The sequence below is a fragment of the Aeromonas molluscorum 848 genome (assembly GCF_000388115.1).
GTDB lineage: Bacteria > Pseudomonadota > Gammaproteobacteria > Enterobacterales > Aeromonadaceae > Aeromonas > Aeromonas molluscorum.
The window spans coordinates 1-16,192 of the sequence record NZ_AQGQ01000091.1; the positions used below are offsets into that span (position 1 = coordinate 1).

A 16,192-nucleotide genomic window follows, 5' to 3' on the forward strand; every position below is an offset into this window, starting at 1 on the left:
CCCTAGTGGGAATGATTTCTGCCTCGGCCAACGATGGGCGGCTCTCATATCTGACGGCAGAAAATGGCGCACCATTATTTCCCGCAATCTCCCGCATCAATAGCGTCAGCAAATATCTCCATGGAGGGGCTCTGTGAGGGGCATGCTCCATTTCGGGGATTTCCGGGATTTCCGGGCCATCATGGTGGCCTTCCTTTGCCACTCTGAGCTGTAAGGCGGAAGGTGCTTGCCTCTTTGTTGATGAGGGTGGCAATAAATGTCCTAAAGCTTCTGATGGGGCTGCCGTTACAGAAGGTGAAGCAAATCGATGGGGTGTTCGGAAAACCAACATTTGCGCAACTGCGGGTCCAATGTCCGTTCAAACAAAGGACCCGCCAGATGGTACAGCCCCGTTCAGGTTGTTCATCTGAACGGTGGGATCCTGACTGTGTTAACACAAGCAGAACCCGCAGTTTCTTGTTCATCAGGAGAAATCTTTTATGGCCATGTTTATCAACACCAATACTTCATCATTGAACGCCCAGCGTAATTTGATGAACACCAGCAAGTCGTTGGATACCTCCTATACCCGCCTGGCATCGGGTTTGCGTATCAACAGCGCCAAGGACGATGCAGCAGGTCTGCAGATCTCCAACCGTCTGACCTCCCAGGTCAATGGGCTGGATCAGGGCAACCGCAATGCCAACGACGGCATCTCCCTGGCGCAGACCGCTGAAGGGGCCATGGATGAAGTGACCGGCATGCTGCAGCGTATGCGCACTCTGGCCCAGCAATCTGCCAACGGCTCCAACTCCGCCAAGGATCGTGAGGCACTTCAAAAAGAAGTGGATCAGCTGGGTTCCGAGATCAATCGTATCTCCCAAGACACCACCTTCGCGGGCACTAAACTGCTGGATGGTTCTTACGCGGGGAATTTCCAGGTGGGCGCGGATGCCAACCAGACCATCGGCTTCAGCTTGAGTCAGGCTGGTGGTTTCAGTATTTCAGGCATTGCGACCGCGGTATCTGCATCAGGTGGCGCTGCAGTCGGAAGTATCTTCACCAGCGGTTCCACTGTCGGTGGGATCAGTATCAGTAGCCAGAGTAATGCTCAAGATGTTCTGGGTGCAGTCGATGCCATGCTGGGTGTGGTAGATGGCAAGCGTGCCGAGCTGGGTGCGGTGCAAAACCGCCTGGATTCGACCATCCGCAACCAGTCCAACATTTCCGAAAACGTCAGTGCTGCGCGCTCCCGTATCCGGGATGCGGACTTCGCGACTGAGACTGCCAACATGACCAAGCAGAATATCCTGCAACAGGCTGCCTCCAGCATCCTGGCTCAGGCCAACCAGCGTCCGCAGTCAGCCTTGCAACTGTTGGGCTAAGCCGATACCGCAATCCAACACTGATTAGGAGGAGCAGCAGATGGCCACTGAATCGATAGTCATGCCCTCTGTTACTTCGACGCTAACTCAACATGGCGGCCCTCAGGTCGCCATGTCTGTTTCTCCGCCAGTCTCTGGTGGGGATAATGTGGTCGAACAAACAAGTGTCGAGCCGACAGCGACGTCATCGCAGGAGGCGCCAGCGCACATCAAGGCGTCGGCATCGCGTATGGAAAAGGCTCAAATAGAGAAACAGGCCCAGGAATTGCAAGAGAAACTGGCCAATTTGAGCAAGGTAAAAGGCTGGACCATTGATTTCACTCTGATGCCTGAACTCGATCAACCCGTGATCAAGGTGATTGATGCCGATACCAAACAGGTGATTCGCCAGATACCGAGTGAAGAGATCCTCTTGATAAATAAGAGGTTACAGGCCATGGAGCAAGCTGGTGCCGATGGGGTCAACCTATCTGGACTGCTGTTTGATGGGCAGGTATGAATGTATTTTTAAGCTGATTGACAGGAGCATGTTATGGCGATTACCTCGGCGGGTGCAGGATCGGGTATTGATCTTGAAAGTGTGATCTCGGCGAGTGTCGCCGCCAGAAAGGCTCAGTTGCAGCAGCCGATCATCACCAAACAAAACAGCACCCAAATCACCTTGTCTGGTGTCGGCCAGCTCAAGTCATCTATCTCTGCCTTCACCGATATCCTCGACAAGTTGAGTGCCCCTGGCGCTTTCAACAAACGCGCCATCAATATCACGCAGGATAAAGATGATCCTGTGCTGAAAATGGAGAGCAAGAGCGGTGGCTCCAACGGTCAGTACAATATCACCGTCAATAAGTTGGCACAGACGAGCCGGCAGGAAGGGGTATTCGATAGTTCAACGGCCGCATTGATCACTCAGGATGGTCAGCTGACGTTCAAGGCAGGTGACAAGACATTCAAGGTGGATGTGAAAGCGGGCGATACCCTGCAAGATATCCGCAAGAGCATCAACAGCAATGGGGATAACTTCGGGCTTAGCGCCAACATCGTCAATACCGCAGACGGCAAGGCCAAGCTCATCATCGACTCGGGTGTGTCGGGAGATGGCAAGGATCTGACCATCAGCGGTGACAACGCTGAGCTGGATCTCTTCTCGACCGGCGCCGCGGGCAGTGCCATGAGTCAGACTCAAGCCGCTGGCAGTGCCGAGATAGTCGTCGATGGCAATGTCCTCAAGAGTGATACCAATGTCTTCGATGACACCATTCAGGATTTGAAACTGACTGTGCTGCGGGTATCCGACAAGGATGGCAATGGCGACCTGAAGTCCAACAAGGTTGATATCACCACTGACAAGACCTCCATCCAGGAGCTGGTGCAGCAATTTGTCGATGGTTATAACGCCTTGCAAGACAAGATAGGAACGCTCGGCAAACGCAGCAGCTTCGTAGGGGGAGTGAAGCAGGATGATGGTGGAGCCCTGTCCGGGGATTCGACCACGCGAGCCATCAACACCTATATGAGCAATTTGGTGGTCAGCCCTTCAAGTAGCAGCTCGACCTACTCGACCATCTTCGAGATTGGCATGAAGATGGATAACAAGGGTAAGTTGTCACTTGATAAAGAGAAATTTGGCGAAGCGGTCGACAAGAACTTCGATCAGGTCGTTGCATTATTTGGTAATGAAAATGGTCTTGCTGGTTCTCTGAGCAAAGGTCTGAAAGAGTATACCAAGTCAGGGGGGATGCTGGCGCAGCGTACCGATACGCTCAACTCTGACTTGCGCAGTCTGAATCAAAAACAGGTCACCTCCAATGCACAGCTAGTGAAATATGAGGCGTCGCTGCGTGCTCAATATGGCAGCCTGGATGCATTGCTTGTAAAAATGAATAACTCTGCATCTGCGCTGTCGTCATTACAAATCAACAATAAGAATTGATAGAGAGTTATATCGCGAGGACCCATCTGATGTATAACCGTAATCTGAAGGCATATAAGGCGACTAGCATAGCGGCTGATTTGGCGGTTGCCGATCCTCATCGTGTCATTCAGTTGATGATGCAAGGTTTTCTCGAGCGTCTGGCCCAGGCCAAGGGCGCCATAGAACGGCATGACATGGAGGCAAAGTCGATTGCCGTCTCCAAGGCGCAAGGGCTGCTGCATGGCTTGCAGGATGCGCTGGATATGAGTCAGGGAACGATATCCGAAGATTTGCTCGGGCTTTATTCCTATATGGATGAACGTATCTGGGATGCAAGCTTGGGGCGAGATGCCGCACCGCTCGACGAAGTCATGGGCCTGATGGTGACGATCAAATCCGGTTGGGATCAACTGCCTGATGCAGAGAAAAACCAAGGCTATCAAATGAGAAAACAGCAGGGTGAGCTGTGATAGTTACACTAACCTCCCTTGATGACGCATTAACGGAAAATGCCCGTTTAATGGCGGCGCTCTTGCAACAGCAGCGCTATGACGAGGCGCTGCTGTGCATGGATGATCGACTGATGTTGATCACGCGCTTAGTGCAGCAAGCCAAAGAGAATCCGATGCAACAGCAAGACATTGCAGTCTTGGCCGCCAAGGCTGCCGTGCAGGAAGAGCACATGCAAGCTATGGCTGCCAGTCATCATCAGAGTGTATTCAAACAACTGGCTCAAATTGGCACAGCCAATAAGGCTGGGCAAGCGTATCGCGTGAACAGCAAGGAGTTTTGATGTCAGTCAATATGGATGCGGCTCTGGCAAAAGCTGAACAGGAGGCGCAACGACTGCAGCAGCAAGCAGAGCAGGAAGCCGCCATGAAGGTGGCGTTGCCTCTTCGCTTTGCACAGAATATGGCGGCATTTCGGCAATATATTCCCCACATTGCCGACATGTATGAGGCTTATCAGCCCGCCCGCCCATTCAAATTTTTCTGCAGTGAGAACGGTCAACCCAATCTGGCCTGGCTCGATGATGATGTAGCCGTTTATGGTGCCGAACCCTACCTTATTTGCGAGACGCTGGTGCAGGAGTTCATGGAGAAGGGCGGGTTATCCAAGTTCTCTTTCAGTCAGGAGGCCAATCCCCTTGGCTTCATGCATGTTGAATACCTCAACAAATTGAATACTTACCTGGACGAGATATCCATCAGGGAAGATATGCTGAGCCAGGTCCCCCATGAGGTACCAAGTGCTCTTATCTTCGGGGTAGGTCTGGGTTACCACCTTGGTTATCTCTACGAGCGGTGCAAGATTGGCACTCTCTTCCTGTTTGAGCCGGATTTGGACCTATTCTACGGGTCGCTATTTTGCTTTGACTGGGCACCACTACTGGCTTACCTGCACCAGGAGAATCTGGGGCTGCACATCCTGCTGGGGCAAGATGAAGAAACCATAGTGAAGGACTTTTCGTCGGCTATTCACAGCCGGGGTTCTTTCTTGATCGCCAATGCTTTCATCATGTGGGGCTATCAGAACGACAAGATAAGAAAGCTGATAGAGAAGGTGCAGCAGGAATATTATCTGCTGGTCATGGGGTGGGGTTTCTTTGACGACAACCTGATTGCGCTGTCTCATACCATCAATAATATCGAACGTGCAGTCCCTTTCTTGAAAAAAGAGCACAGAATCTCATCAAAATATCAGCGAACGCCCATATTTATTGTCGCCAATGGCCCCTCGCTGGATAACGCTATTGCTACCCTCGAAAAAAATAAAGACAAGGCCATTATCGTCTCTTGTGGCAGTGCCATATCAGCCTTGCACAAGATAGGTATCAAGCCGGACATTCACGTTGAAACGGAGCGGACCAAGATTGTCTATGACTTCCTGGTCAATTTGAACGATCCTGATTATCTGCGGGATATCTTGTTCCTGAGCACGGATGTGATCCACCCTGATTGCGCTTCGCTATTCAATCAATCAGCGCTTGTCTTCAAGCTTGGTGAGCCTGGCGTCGTGCTCTATCATAATTACTTCTCGCACTTGACCGCTAGTGCAGCCATCGGTGGTGTTAACCCTCTGGTGGGTAATATCGGTGTCAGCGCTCCCATCCATCTTGGTTTTAAAAGCCTTTATCTGTTCGGTCTTGATAACGGCTACAAGAACAAGGGACATCATCATTCAAAGCTCAGCTCTTATTATAACAATGAGGAGAGTGCCGGGGCGCTGGGTGACATGATGTATGGTGATAGCCAATGGCAGCGGGAAGGGAATTTTGGCGGCACCATTATCAGCAATGCCATGTTTGACACCTCTCGCCGGGTGATCGAACAAGTACTGGCCACCAATGAAGATGTTCGATGCTTCAACTGCAGCGATGGCGCCAAGATTGAGAAGACCAGAGCCTTGCCAAGTGTTGAGATCAGCCTCTCTTCGCCTGTAGACAAGACGGCCCTGCTGGCGGAGATCACTGCGCTCTGTGCCCCCATCCCCTTGTCCAAGCAAGACTTCTCTTCGCTGCTTGACGTCGAGTTCTTCAATATCTTCATCGACAAGATGGTTGCCGAGTGGCGACAGGAGTTCTCATCTCGAAATGAGCTGAATCAGCTGATGTTGCGTAACTTTGGCTATCTTGCTCAGATCGCCGCCACTCGGCAGCAGCATATCGCCCAAACCATGATGGGTTCGATGAATTATGTGTTTACCCTGCTGAGCTCCATTCTCTATTCATTCGAAGGTGAGGAAGAAACGCTGGAGTTGATGAAACCGGCTATCGATTTATGGCTGGAGTTTTTATCGAAGGCGAGAGAAATGTACCCAAGGGCACTCGACAGCGTCGACATGATAGATAGTGAAGTGATGGCACTGTTTAGAAAATAAAAGCAGAAGCATTCAGAAAGTAAGAGCAAAAATAAATACCGACCCGAAGGTCGGTATTTTTTATCTCTTCGGGTAGGGGTTCTGTGCCGCGAGCAGCCTCGCATCCTTACGCAATATCTGTACCGAAATCAGTGCATCCGGCTCCAGTTCAGCACTGCCATCGTGGTGTTGTACGTGTTCAAACAGACGATGGTAGCCAGGATGCCAACCAAACAACTCTCCGTAGTTCATTTTGTAGCTGAAAAGATTGGCGTGGTGCTGATAGTCGTTCCGATAGTGGCCCGCCGGGGGATTGAAATCCATGATGGTCATAAGGCCCCTGTCAGCCAGCAAAGCATCACTGCCAGCGGCAATCTTGAACAGATCCTGCGGGTCGCAAAGGTAGAGGCAAAATCCGAAGATGATAAGGTCAACGGGCTCTATCTCGGGCAAGCAATCGGCGGTGCCCACGGTGAGGTGCAACCCTGGATAGCGAGATAGCCCATCCTGGATGGCGCTGGCTGAAGGATCAACCCCATAGCAGCGGGCGCCGTAGTACTCGGCCAGTTGCGCCAGTCGCCAGCCGTTGGCGCAGCCTATCTCCAGGATCCTGGCAGGTTTGCTCCCTAGATATTGCAGCGCCTTGAAGATGGGATCGCTCGTGAGCGATTTGTCGAGAATGGCGGCTTTGTTTCTCTCATACCACTCGTTCCCTTCTTGCGCCATAAAGACACTCTTCTGTTTCATGTTGTGCTCCTTGGCAGCTCAGGAAACCAATGACCAGTCCAGCGGCGTACCTGCTGGAATATCCTGGTTGGCGCGACGTCCCAGCAGGGAGGGGAGGTGGACCGGGGGCAACCCATGAGCTGGTCGAATGGATCGCAGATTAAGAGGAGTGAACTCCTCGCCAGCCTTCATCTCCTGACAGACGAAGAGTGAACGTGAGAATTGCCGGTTCAGGGTGGCCTTGGCACTGAGACTGTAATTGACCTCACCCAGGGCAGCCTCTACTTGCCTTATCCCCTCGACCATCTGCGTAAATTCTGCAGGCGTCATGGAGAAGGAAGCATCCGGACCACCCAATTCACGATCCAAGATAAAATGTTTCTCGATCACTTGAGCGCCCAGCGCAGCAGCGGCCATGGCGACGGCCTGCCCCATGGTATGGTCCGATAGCCCAACCTTGACACCAAATGTCTGTCGCATATTGGGCATGGTGAGCAGGTTGGCCTCCTCCACCGGAGCGGGGTAGGAGGAGGTGCACTTGAGCAGGGTGATGTCATGATTGCCCATGCGGCGGCAGGCCTGCATGGCGGCATCGATGTCGGCCAGGGTCGCGATGCCGGTCGAGATGATCATCGGCTTGCCCTTGCTGGCCGCGTATTCGATCAGGGGAATGTCAGTGATTTCGAACGAGGCGATCTTGTAGAGGGGGACATCAAGGTCTTCCAGAAAATCGACCGCTGTGACATCAAAGGGGGTGGAGAAGAAGACTAGCCCCTCTTTCTGCGCCTCGGCCTGGATGGCGGCATGCCACTCCCAGGGGGTATAGGCCTCTTGATAGAGCTTGTAGAGCGTGGTGCCATCCCAGATGGTGCCCTGATTGATCTGGAAATACTCATTGCCGCAATCCAGGGTGATGGTGTCGGCCGTGTAGGTCTGGATCTTGATGGCATCGGCACCACATGCCTTGGCCGCGCGTACCGTCGCCAGCGCCGTCTCCAGGGAGTGGCCATGGTTGGCAGACAGTTCGGCGATGATGAAGCAGCGATCCGGATTGATGGCGCTAGCCATGGCTTGGGTCATGAATGTGTCCACTCCTGTTCAGTGATCCCCATCAGCACGAGATCGACATGGTTTGTTGTATGGGGGCGATAGACCGCCTCCCGCCAGGCGCCTTCATGGCGAAAGCCTGCTCTCAGATAGGCTTGGATGGCTCTTTCATTGTCCGCCGCGACCTCCAGCTTGAGACTGTGCAGATGGGCGACCTCGAAGGCGAGCCGGTTGACGGCGGTCAGCAGACGCGCGCCAAGCCGTTTCTCGCTGCGCCAGGGATTGCGATAGATCCCGAGCCAGGCCAGTCGATTGTGCCAGTCCAGCCGGTGCAGGGCGAGTACCCCCAGGATCCCTTGAGGATCCTGGCAGAGGTAGTTAAGGTTGCGGGTCTCCTGCTGTTGGCGTGCCATGAAGGCGCGATGCGCCTCCAGGCTGATGTCACCTCCGGTGTTCATCCAGCGTGCAATCTCCGGATGGTTGCGCATCTGCCAGACAGCCACTATCTGCTGCTCGTCCAGCATGGCGAAAGGGATGAGGGTGACATCTGCCAGCTCGAAGCGCCGCTGCAGATCTATCTCTGGTCGAGCCATGAGAGGGCCTCCAGGGTGCCGTTTCCTGCCATCAGCGCTTGCAGCCTGTGTGCTCGTCTGGTGCGTTCGTCCGGTGCAGCCAGTCTTGCCAGTTCTTGTTCCAGCCGGGAGAGCAAGCCGGCATCATGCCACCAGCCGCCCGGGAGGAAGGCGTCCGGGCCGCACCAGCCAGCCAGCTGACTGGCTTGGTTGTCGGCAACGCCGACAAGGATGCCCGGCAGACCACAGCGCGCCAGCTCATAGGTCACCTGTCCGGCACTGCTGATGGCCAGATCGCAGCGACACATGAGAGCGGCCATCTGGCTGGCCTCGAGGCGGTGATGTTGCCTGCATCCCGACAGTCGCGGATCGTGTTCCCGGATGACGACATCCAGCTCCACCTCCGGACAGTGCTGGCGTAGCCAGGTGACCAACCCGGGAGTCAGGTCGCGCACGTCGGTTCCCCCCATGATGATCAGGATGCGCTCGATGCGCTCGGGAACCCGGGTTCTGGCGGGAACGGACCAGAACGGAGGGCGCAGGGGCTGCCAACCCGGTCCCCACTGCCAGAGGGCGGCACCGCACTTGTTGCCTGGTGTACCAGGGCTGGCATGGATCACCATCCCCTCTGGATAGTCCAGGCGCTCGGTATCATCGAGGTAAATAACCCGCACAAAACTCGCCGCTATGCTCTGTAGTGTCGTCAGGCTCGCCGAATAAGAGTCGACAATGGCGACCGCCTGCTGCGGGGAGATGGGCTGCTGTTGCCAGTTGTCCCAGTTCACGTACTCCTCCTTGAGCATGGCGTTGGCAAGATCATCTCCATCGACCACCCAGTGGACAGTGCCGCCCTGTTGCCGCCAGGCGGCGGCATAAGCGCTGCAGCGGCTCAGGTGTCCCAAGCCACGCAGCTGGTCACCCTCACTGAAAATCCACAGGGGCAGCACTCAGCGCACCTTGAATACCGGCTGGATTGGCTCGCCATCCAGGGCCTGATGAATAGCCTTGTCGGCATCCAGACGGATCAGTTCGGGCAGGATGTCGGCATAGACGCTCAGCAGGGTGTGAACGTCCTGCTCGCTGTGGGCGAGATTGAGGTTGTGGCTGCCGAGGCTGAGAATGCCACGCTTGCACAGCTCCTGGATGAAGTAGCTTTTCAGCAGCCAGCTGGAGTGGTTGGCCGAGTCGCCGATCAGCAGGAAGCTCCAGCTCGGGTGACCGGCGCTTTGCAGCCAGCTCGGGGCGTTTATTTGTTGCAGCAGTGCGTTGAGCCCATCGAGCAGTTGCTGGCCCCGCTCGGCCAGTTGAGCCGGCACGTCGAGCCGGCGCATCTTCTTGATGACGGCGTTGGCCGCCGCCAGGGCGATGGCATCGCCGCCAAAGGTGCCGGAGAAGAAGATATCCTCCATGCGGCCCATGAACTCACGGCGGCCTACCACGGCGGAGATGGGGAAACCGTTGGCCATGCCCTTGCCAAAGGCGGCCAGATCCGGAGTGACGCCGAACAGGGTCTGGGCGCCGCCGAGGTGGAAGCGAAAACCGGTGATGGTCTCATCGAAGATGAGCAGGGCGCCGTGCTGGTCACACAGCTGGCGCAGCCCGGGCAGGAACTCGGGGGTGGGCCAGGCGACGTTCATGGGTTCCAGGATCACGGCGGCAAACTCGCCGGGATGGGCCTCCAGCTGGGCCTTGAGGGAGCCCAGATCGTTGTAGTCGAAGCGATGGGTCAGTTCGCGTACGCATTCGGGCACCCCCAGGTGGCGAGTGGTGGAGCCGATGTACCAGTCCTGCCAGCCGTGGTAGCCGCAGACGGCGACCCGCTCCCGACCGGTGACGGCGCGGGAGAGGCGGATGCAGGCGGAGGTGGCATCGGTGCCGTTCTTGCCAAAGCGCACCATCTCGGCACAGGGGATAAGCTCGATCAGCTGTTCGGCCACCTCGGTTTCCAGCCGATGGGGAAGTGAGAAAATGGAGCCCAGATTGAGCTGCTCCAGTACAGCCTGGTTCACATCCTGGTCGCAGTAACCCAAGCTGATGGCCAGCAGACCGCTGGCAAAGTCCAGATAGTCGTTGCCATCCACGTCCCATACCCTGGCGCCCTGGCCGCGCTCGATAAAGAGCGGGGCGGCGCCGTAGGGGAAGCAGAGGCGGCTCTTGGAGAAGGTCTGGGACCCCAAAGGAATGCTCTGCTCGGCACGGACAGAGAGTGCCAGTGAATGCTGATAACGTGAGGTCATGAATGCTTCTCCTTGGCCAGTGAGGTTGCCAGCCCTTCATTGCGCTGGTGTTGCGTGTTCAGGGTCGTCAGTTGCGGCTCCCGCGCCAGCAGGGCGAGGATGTCTTCTGTGGTGAAGGCGGGCTGGACCGGATAGAGGCGGTGGTAGATTTGCTCGACCAGCTCGAAGTCGGCGGGCTCGTCTACCGTCCAGCGCAGGTGGGCCAGGCTGGGGGTGCGGCTCAGTGTCCCAATCTTGAACTGATCCGCATGCTGGCGGATGTAGTAGGTCACATGCTCGCGCTGGGCCGGGCTCTGGGCGCGCTCGGCCAGCAGGTCGAGAGTGGCGGCGCTCAGGATCTCCGCATCCAGTCCGTCCGGGTAGCTGGGATCCCAGCAGTTGCTGCTGTAGTCATAGCCGCCGGTCAGATGAAGCTCGATGAGCTCGTCGATGAGGACGGGATCCGCGAGGGGGCAGTCGCCGGTGAGCCTGACAATCTGGCTGGGGCCAAAGGGTTGCGCCGCCAGATGAAAGCGCTGCAGCACGTCGTTCAGGGGGCCGCGATAACAGGGAACATCCAGCTCTGCGCAGAGGGCCGCTATGGCGAGATCGTCGACCTGGTCACTGGTGGCAACCACCAGCTGATCCAATCTGGCCGAGCGCTTGAGCCGTTCAATCTGGCGGGCGAGCATGGGGGCGCCTAGCAGGGGCTTGAGCACTTTGTTTGGGAGCCGGGTTGAGTTGGCTCTGGCTTGTAAAATGCCAAGGATCATGAACATCTCCAAAGGCTGGGATTGATGAGGGGAAGTTCGTTCGATGCCAAGTTGGCCAACTCATACTCATCGCACGGCTCCAGCTCCCGATAAGTCGCCACTATGGCTGCTAATTCATGGGCATGACAGACACCTACCACAAAACGGCTGACCTGAGGCAATGCAGTGATCAGCGAGAGCGCCTTGCTCAGGGGAGATAGGTGAGGGCGCCAGCTGTCCAGTCGGGTTAGCTGCGGGTTGAATGCATGAAAATAACTCGGGCGCTGTGCGGGCTGCATTAGCAGCAGACCTTGCAGAAAAAGGGAGCGCACATGGATCTCGCATCCCAATGCTTGCAACCTGTCAAGCCAACCTGAGCGCAGGAAGCGTTGATCGAGCAGGTTGGCGGGTAGCTGCACCAGCTGCAGAGGGAAGTCCTGTGCCAACAACTGTTCTAATTCTTCAGGAGAGTAGACAGAGGCGCCAACCTTGCCAACTTTATCTTGTTGCTGCAATGCTGATAGCTGCTCGAATATGGCGGGTGTGGCGTCCTGGCTACGGTGAAGCAACAGACCATCTAACTTGCTGCGGCGCAGCTGCTGCAAGTTGCGTTCTACTTGGGCTGCGACATGGGTAGCCTGTATGCCGGGAGCTAATTTACTGACCAGCGTGAAGTCTGCCGTCTGCCGGGTTCCGAGACGGAGCTCGGCATCTCCATAAGCCTGTGCTGTATCCAGGGTGTCTATTCCCAGCTGGCGCGCCAGAGCCAAGATGGCTTCGAGTTCGCTGTCGCACACCTTACCACCGTGGTTACTGATGCCGTAATCGAGGCCAAACTGTACTGTGCCCAAGGCTAGGCGCATAGCGCGTGTTCCAGTGCCTGAATGACCTTGTTCTGATCCGCCTGCGAGAGCGTTGGGAAAAGAGGGAGGCTGATGGCTTGCCGATAGTAGGACTGGGCACCGGGGTAATCGGTCGGGTCATGGCCCAGACCACGGTAATAGGGCTGGGCCGGAATGGGCATGTAGTGGACGTTGACGCCGATGCCGGCCTCCCTCAGCTGCGCAAACACCCGGTCCCGGTCGGCGACCTGGACCACATAGAGGTGGTAGCCGCTGCTGCGGCCATCCCTTTGATGCAGGGGCTGCACCGGCAGCCGGGTCAGCAGGGCGTCGTAACGGGCGGCCAACTGCTGGCGAAGGTCGATAAACAGGGGCAGGCGGCGGAGCTGGCTTGAGCCCAGTGCCGCCTGGATGTCGGTCAGGCGGTAGTTGAAACCCAGTACCTGCTGCTCGTAGTACCAGCCTCCTGGACTGGGAGTGCTCAATTGATCGGGGTCCCGGGTGATACCATGGCTGCGATAGAGGCGAAGCTTGGCCGCCAGCTCGGCACTGCGGGTGGTCACCGCGCCCCCTTCCCCCGTCGGAGATGGGTTTGACGGGATGGAAGCTGAAGACGGTCATGTCGCTGTGGGCACAGCTGCCGATGGGGTCCCCCTGATAGCTGGCCCCCAGGGCATGGCAGGCATCCTCGATGAGGTGCACGTCATATTGCCGGCACAGGGCGCCAATCTCGGCGAGATCGCAGGGTTGGCCCGCCAGATGCACGGCGATCAGCGCCTTGGGCTGGCGGGGAGTACCCTGAACCTGGTGCAGTTTCTCACGCAGCGCCGCCACGCAGAGGTTGCCGGTATCGGGCTCCACGTCGACGAAGTCCACCTGGATACCGCAGTAGCGGGCACAGTTGGCCGAGGCGACGAAACTGATGGCCGAGACCCAGACCCAATCATCCGTACCGAGTGCCAGCGCGGTGCAGGCGAGATGCAGTGCCGTGGTGCCATTGCTGCAGGCGATCACATGGGGGACCTGGCAATAATCGGCCAACCCCTGTTCAAAGGCGGGCACCATCTCACCCTGGGTGAGATAGTCCGACTTCAGTACGGCAACGACGGCATCGATATCTTCATCGGTGATGGATTGGCGTCCATAGGGGATCATTCGGCTAGCACCTGCTGGTTCATGGTTTTCAATTCTTCTATCGACAGGAAATGGCGATTATTGAGGGAATTGTATTCGAAGCCAGGCTCGACCAACGTCGCTTTTTCCCCCAGGGCATTGATCGCGAAGTCATTGTTACGACTCGTGAAGGTGATGCTGGGGGCGATGACGTAATAGTCTTTGAATTCATAGGTATGGTAGGAGTCATCGGCCGGGCACATCACCTCGTGCAGCTTCTCCCCCGGGCGGATGCCGATGATCTCTTGCGGCAGCTCGGGCGCCATGGCACTGGCGAGATCCGTGATGCGCACCGAAGGGATCTTGGGAACGAACACTTCCCCCCCTTTCATGCGGGCAAAGTTTGCCAGCACGAACTCAACCCCTTGTTGCAAGGTCAGCCAGAAGCGGGTCATCTCGGCATGGGTGATGGGCAGATTCGAAGCCCCCTTGGCGATGAGCTGTTCGAAGAAGGGCACCACAGAGCCACGGGACCCAACCACGTTGCCATAGCGAACGACGGAGAAGACAGTCGGGTTCTTGCCCGCCATATTATTGGCGGCGACAAACAACTTGTCGGAGCAGAGCTTGGTGGCGCCATAGAGGTTGACCGGGTTGGCTGCCTTGTCGGTCGAGAGGGCAATGACCTTCTTGACGCCGTTGTTGAGGGCTGCCTTGATGACGTTTTCCGCTCCACCCACGTTGGTCTTGATGCACTCCATGGGGTTGTATTCTGCGGCAGGTACTTGTTTGAGCGCCGCCGCATGCACCACATAATCTACGTCCCGCATGGCCATGTCGAGCCGCTCGCCATCGCGCACGTCGCCAATAAAGTAGCGCATGCAGGGATGGTTGAAGTGCTGCTGCATCTCGAACTGCTTCAATTCATCACGGGAATAGACGATAAGACGAGCCGGTTGGTAGCGCTCCAACACCATCTGGATGAAACGCTTGCCAAAAGAGCCGGTGCCGCCGGTAACCAGGATCGTTTTCTCGTTGAACATAGATGTATCTCGTGTGAAGAGGAGTCTGGAGAGATTGAATGCAAAATCAGGGCCAACAATAATCAGATGATGGCCCGACAGGTCACTTCATCCACTGTCTACTTAATGACAGTCTGTTTGCTTTTCACCCAGCCCTGATAGTCGCCGCTGAGGTGATAGACATGGTCAAACCCGGCTTTTTCCAGCTCGGCTTCGGCAAGGGCTGCGCGTCGCCCGCTTTGGCAATAGACCACCACCGGCAGCCTTCTGTCATCGCCGATCTCGGCCAGACGCTTGATGAGCTGATCGTGGGAGATGTTGATGGCGCCAGGAATATGGCCCTCTGCAAACTCCTCCTTCGTCCGCACATCCAGCAGCAGTGGTCGCTTGCTCGATTGATTCTGCCAGCTCTGCAGGGTCTGCTGGTCGATGGGAACCACTGCCATGGCGCTGGTGCCAAGCAAGCTTGCACCACTCAGAGTGGCCCATAACAGGGTGAAGGGAATGCGGCGAAGAGAGAGGGCCATGATGACCTCCGGATCAAGGTTGGGGAGAGCGCGCCGCCGCGATGGCTTGGCACACCTGTTCAACCGCGTTGAGTGCCCGCGGGGTAAATCTGTGAAGCTCATCCGAATTGATCAGGGTGAGTCTGTGTTGTTTAACGGCATCCAGCATGGGCCACTGCTGCCAGTGATCCAGCACATGCGTGTCCCGGCTGCCAGCGAGGATAAGCTGGGGATTGGCCTTGATGATCTGCTCCAGCCCGACCTGGGGGTAGGGACTGGCCGCGTTATCGACCAGATTGCGACCACCACAAAGGGTGATGGCTTGCGCCGCCCAGGCGTAGCCGCTAACGCTGGTCAGTGGTGGGTTCCAAAGCTGATAGAAGACGCTGATGGACTCACCATGACCATATTTGGCCTTGAGCGTCGCCAGTCTGGCGAGATAGGCATCGGCTTGGGCATTGGCATTTTGTTGCAATCCCAAGCGCTCACCCAGCGCCCGCATCTCTTGGCTCAAGGAGGCAAAATCGGTGGGTTCAGAGTAAAACACCGGGATGCCAAGCTGTTCGATGGGCGCCAGCATGCGTGCCTGGGCCGAGCGCCAGGCCACCACCAGATCCGGCTTTTGCGCAAGCAGTGCCTCGATATTGATGCTGCGATAATTGGCCACATGGGGCAGGGCGCGCACCTGTGGCGGATAGTCGGACGCATCATCGGTGGCGACGATGCGGCTTTCCGCACCTATATCGACCAATAGCTCGGTCAGATGGGGGGTCAGGCTGATGATGCGCTGGGGCGGCTCGGCTGCTTGCCCCATCGCCGCCAGCAGCCAGAGCAGCGCGCCGGCTAGCCAGGACTTAGCCATGCAGGCCTCCGATAAGTGTGAGCAGCAAGGCCAGAGCGAGCCAACCCCAGCCGATACACTGGAGCCGCCTGAGCAGCTGGCGCGGGCTCTCCCAGGAGGGGTCGTCCCCATCTCCCAGTACCGGCAGTCGCACTAGCGTACCCTGGTAGTAACGGGGGCCACCGAGGCGCAGTTTGCATCGGTGCGCCAAGCTGGCAAGCAGGGCGCCAGCGGCCGGATGGGGCCAGCGGGTCAAGCCGCTGCGCAGGGCATTCATCCCCTCTTTGACATTGGGGAACAGGTTGGGTAGCGCCAGCAGCAGGGCTGCGGGAGCCGCTAATCCCTGATGGAGGGCTGCGGCCGGGCGGCCGAATTGCACGAAAGCCGGTTGCTTGCAGCTCCAGGCGTACTGCGTCAGTT

Annotated in this window: 16 protein-coding genes and 2 pseudogenes; 6 read left to right on the forward strand and 12 right to left on the reverse strand. The window is 56.9% G+C overall.

Annotated elements, in window-relative coordinates; genetic code table 11:
• The first annotated feature begins 479 nt into the window (after positions 1–479).
• Genes G113_RS12665 through G113_RS12690 form a run of 6 tightly spaced genes read left to right on the forward strand, consistent with a single transcriptional unit; the run spans position 480 to position 6,156 of the window.
• On the forward strand, positions 480–1,364 hold the full coding sequence (locus G113_RS12665) for a flagellin N-terminal helical domain-containing protein (protein WP_005903119.1): 885 nt from the start codon (positions 480–482) through the stop codon (positions 1,362–1,364).
• 40 nt (positions 1,365–1,404) lie between these two features.
• Positions 1,405–1,863: a flagellar protein FlaG gene (locus tag G113_RS12670; RefSeq protein WP_236611767.1), complete on the forward strand. Its 459-nt coding sequence runs from the start codon at positions 1,405–1,407 to the stop codon at positions 1,861–1,863.
• 33 nt (positions 1,864–1,896) lie between these two features.
• Positions 1,897–3,294: a flagellar filament capping protein FliD gene (fliD, locus tag G113_RS12675; protein ID WP_005903124.1), complete on the forward strand. Its 1,398-nt coding sequence runs from the start codon at positions 1,897–1,899 to the stop codon at positions 3,292–3,294.
• A gap of 29 nt (positions 3,295–3,323) precedes the next feature.
• Complete coding sequence (gene fliS, locus G113_RS12680; RefSeq protein WP_005903126.1) at positions 3,324–3,746, forward strand: flagellar export chaperone FliS; 423 nt, start codon at positions 3,324–3,326, stop codon at positions 3,744–3,746.
• Positions 3,743–4,069, forward strand: a complete 327-nt coding sequence (locus G113_RS12685) for a hypothetical protein (RefSeq protein ID WP_236611768.1) — start codon at positions 3,743–3,745, stop codon at positions 4,067–4,069. The genes fliS and G113_RS12685 overlap by 4 nt, the downstream gene beginning before the upstream one ends.
• On the forward strand, positions 4,069–6,156 hold the full coding sequence (locus G113_RS12690; protein WP_005903130.1) for a motility associated factor glycosyltransferase family protein: 2,088 nt from the start codon (positions 4,069–4,071) through the stop codon (positions 6,154–6,156). Before G113_RS12685 ends, G113_RS12690 begins: the two co-directional genes overlap by 1 nt.
• 60 nt (positions 6,157–6,216) lie before the next feature.
• On the opposite strand, the gene G113_RS12695 is transcribed toward G113_RS12690, so the two are convergent.
• The 12 genes and pseudogenes from G113_RS12695 to G113_RS12750 all read right to left on the reverse strand — a co-directional run.
• Complete coding sequence (locus tag G113_RS12695) at positions 6,217–6,882, reverse strand: class I SAM-dependent methyltransferase (RefSeq protein ID WP_005903131.1); 666 nt, start codon at positions 6,880–6,882, stop codon at positions 6,217–6,219.
• A gap of 18 nt (positions 6,883–6,900) precedes the next feature.
• Positions 6,901–7,941 (reverse strand): pseudaminic acid synthase, encoded by a 1,041-nt coding sequence (pseI, locus tag G113_RS12700; protein ID WP_005903134.1) that lies wholly within the window; start codon positions 7,939–7,941, stop codon positions 6,901–6,903.
• Positions 7,938–8,501: a UDP-4-amino-4,6-dideoxy-N-acetyl-beta-L-altrosamine N-acetyltransferase gene (pseH, locus tag G113_RS12705; protein ID WP_005903136.1), complete on the reverse strand. Its 564-nt coding sequence runs from the start codon at positions 8,499–8,501 to the stop codon at positions 7,938–7,940. The genes pseI and pseH overlap by 4 nt, the downstream gene beginning before the upstream one ends.
• Positions 8,483–9,427: a hypothetical protein gene (locus G113_RS12710; RefSeq protein ID WP_005903138.1), complete on the reverse strand. Its 945-nt coding sequence runs from the start codon at positions 9,425–9,427 to the stop codon at positions 8,483–8,485. The genes pseH and G113_RS12710 overlap by 19 nt, the downstream gene beginning before the upstream one ends.
• The gene (locus tag G113_RS12715) at positions 9,428–10,717 is read right to left on the reverse strand and encodes an aminotransferase class III-fold pyridoxal phosphate-dependent enzyme (protein WP_005903140.1); all 1,290 of its coding nucleotides are present in this window, start codon (positions 10,715–10,717) and stop codon (positions 9,428–9,430) included.
• Entirely contained in the window at positions 10,714–11,469 is a 756-nt protein-coding gene (locus G113_RS12720; RefSeq protein ID WP_005903142.1) for a cytidylyltransferase domain-containing protein, read from the reverse strand. Before G113_RS12720 ends, G113_RS12715 begins: the two co-directional genes overlap by 4 nt.
• Positions 11,466–12,311 carry an aldo/keto reductase gene (locus G113_RS12725; RefSeq protein WP_005903143.1) on the reverse strand — a complete coding sequence of 282 codons (846 nt, stop codon included), beginning with the start codon at positions 12,309–12,311 and terminating at the stop codon, positions 11,466–11,468. The genes G113_RS12720 and G113_RS12725 overlap by 4 nt, the downstream gene beginning before the upstream one ends.
• Positions 12,302–13,445 (reverse strand): annotated as a pseudogene (gene pseC, locus G113_RS12730) (UDP-4-amino-4,6-dideoxy-N-acetyl-beta-L-altrosamine transaminase). Before pseC ends, G113_RS12725 begins: the two are co-directional and overlap by 10 nt.
• Positions 13,442–14,446 carry a UDP-N-acetylglucosamine 4,6-dehydratase (inverting) gene (pseB, locus tag G113_RS12735; protein ID WP_005903150.1) on the reverse strand — a complete coding sequence of 335 codons (1,005 nt, stop codon included), beginning with the start codon at positions 14,444–14,446 and terminating at the stop codon, positions 13,442–13,444. The pseudogene pseC and the gene pseB overlap by 4 nt, the downstream one beginning before the upstream one ends.
• 98 nt (positions 14,447–14,544) lie before the next feature.
• Positions 14,545–14,952 carry a rhodanese-like domain-containing protein gene (locus G113_RS12740; RefSeq protein ID WP_005903152.1) on the reverse strand — a complete coding sequence of 136 codons (408 nt, stop codon included), beginning with the start codon at positions 14,950–14,952 and terminating at the stop codon, positions 14,545–14,547.
• Between the two features lie 13 nt (positions 14,953–14,965).
• Positions 14,966–15,793: a cobalamin-binding protein gene (locus G113_RS12745; protein WP_005903154.1), complete on the reverse strand. Its 828-nt coding sequence runs from the start codon at positions 15,791–15,793 to the stop codon at positions 14,966–14,968.
• Positions 15,786–16,192: pseudogene (locus G113_RS12750) on the reverse strand (cobalamin biosynthesis protein CobD); the annotation flags it as partial. The gene G113_RS12745 and the pseudogene G113_RS12750, both read right to left, overlap by 8 nt.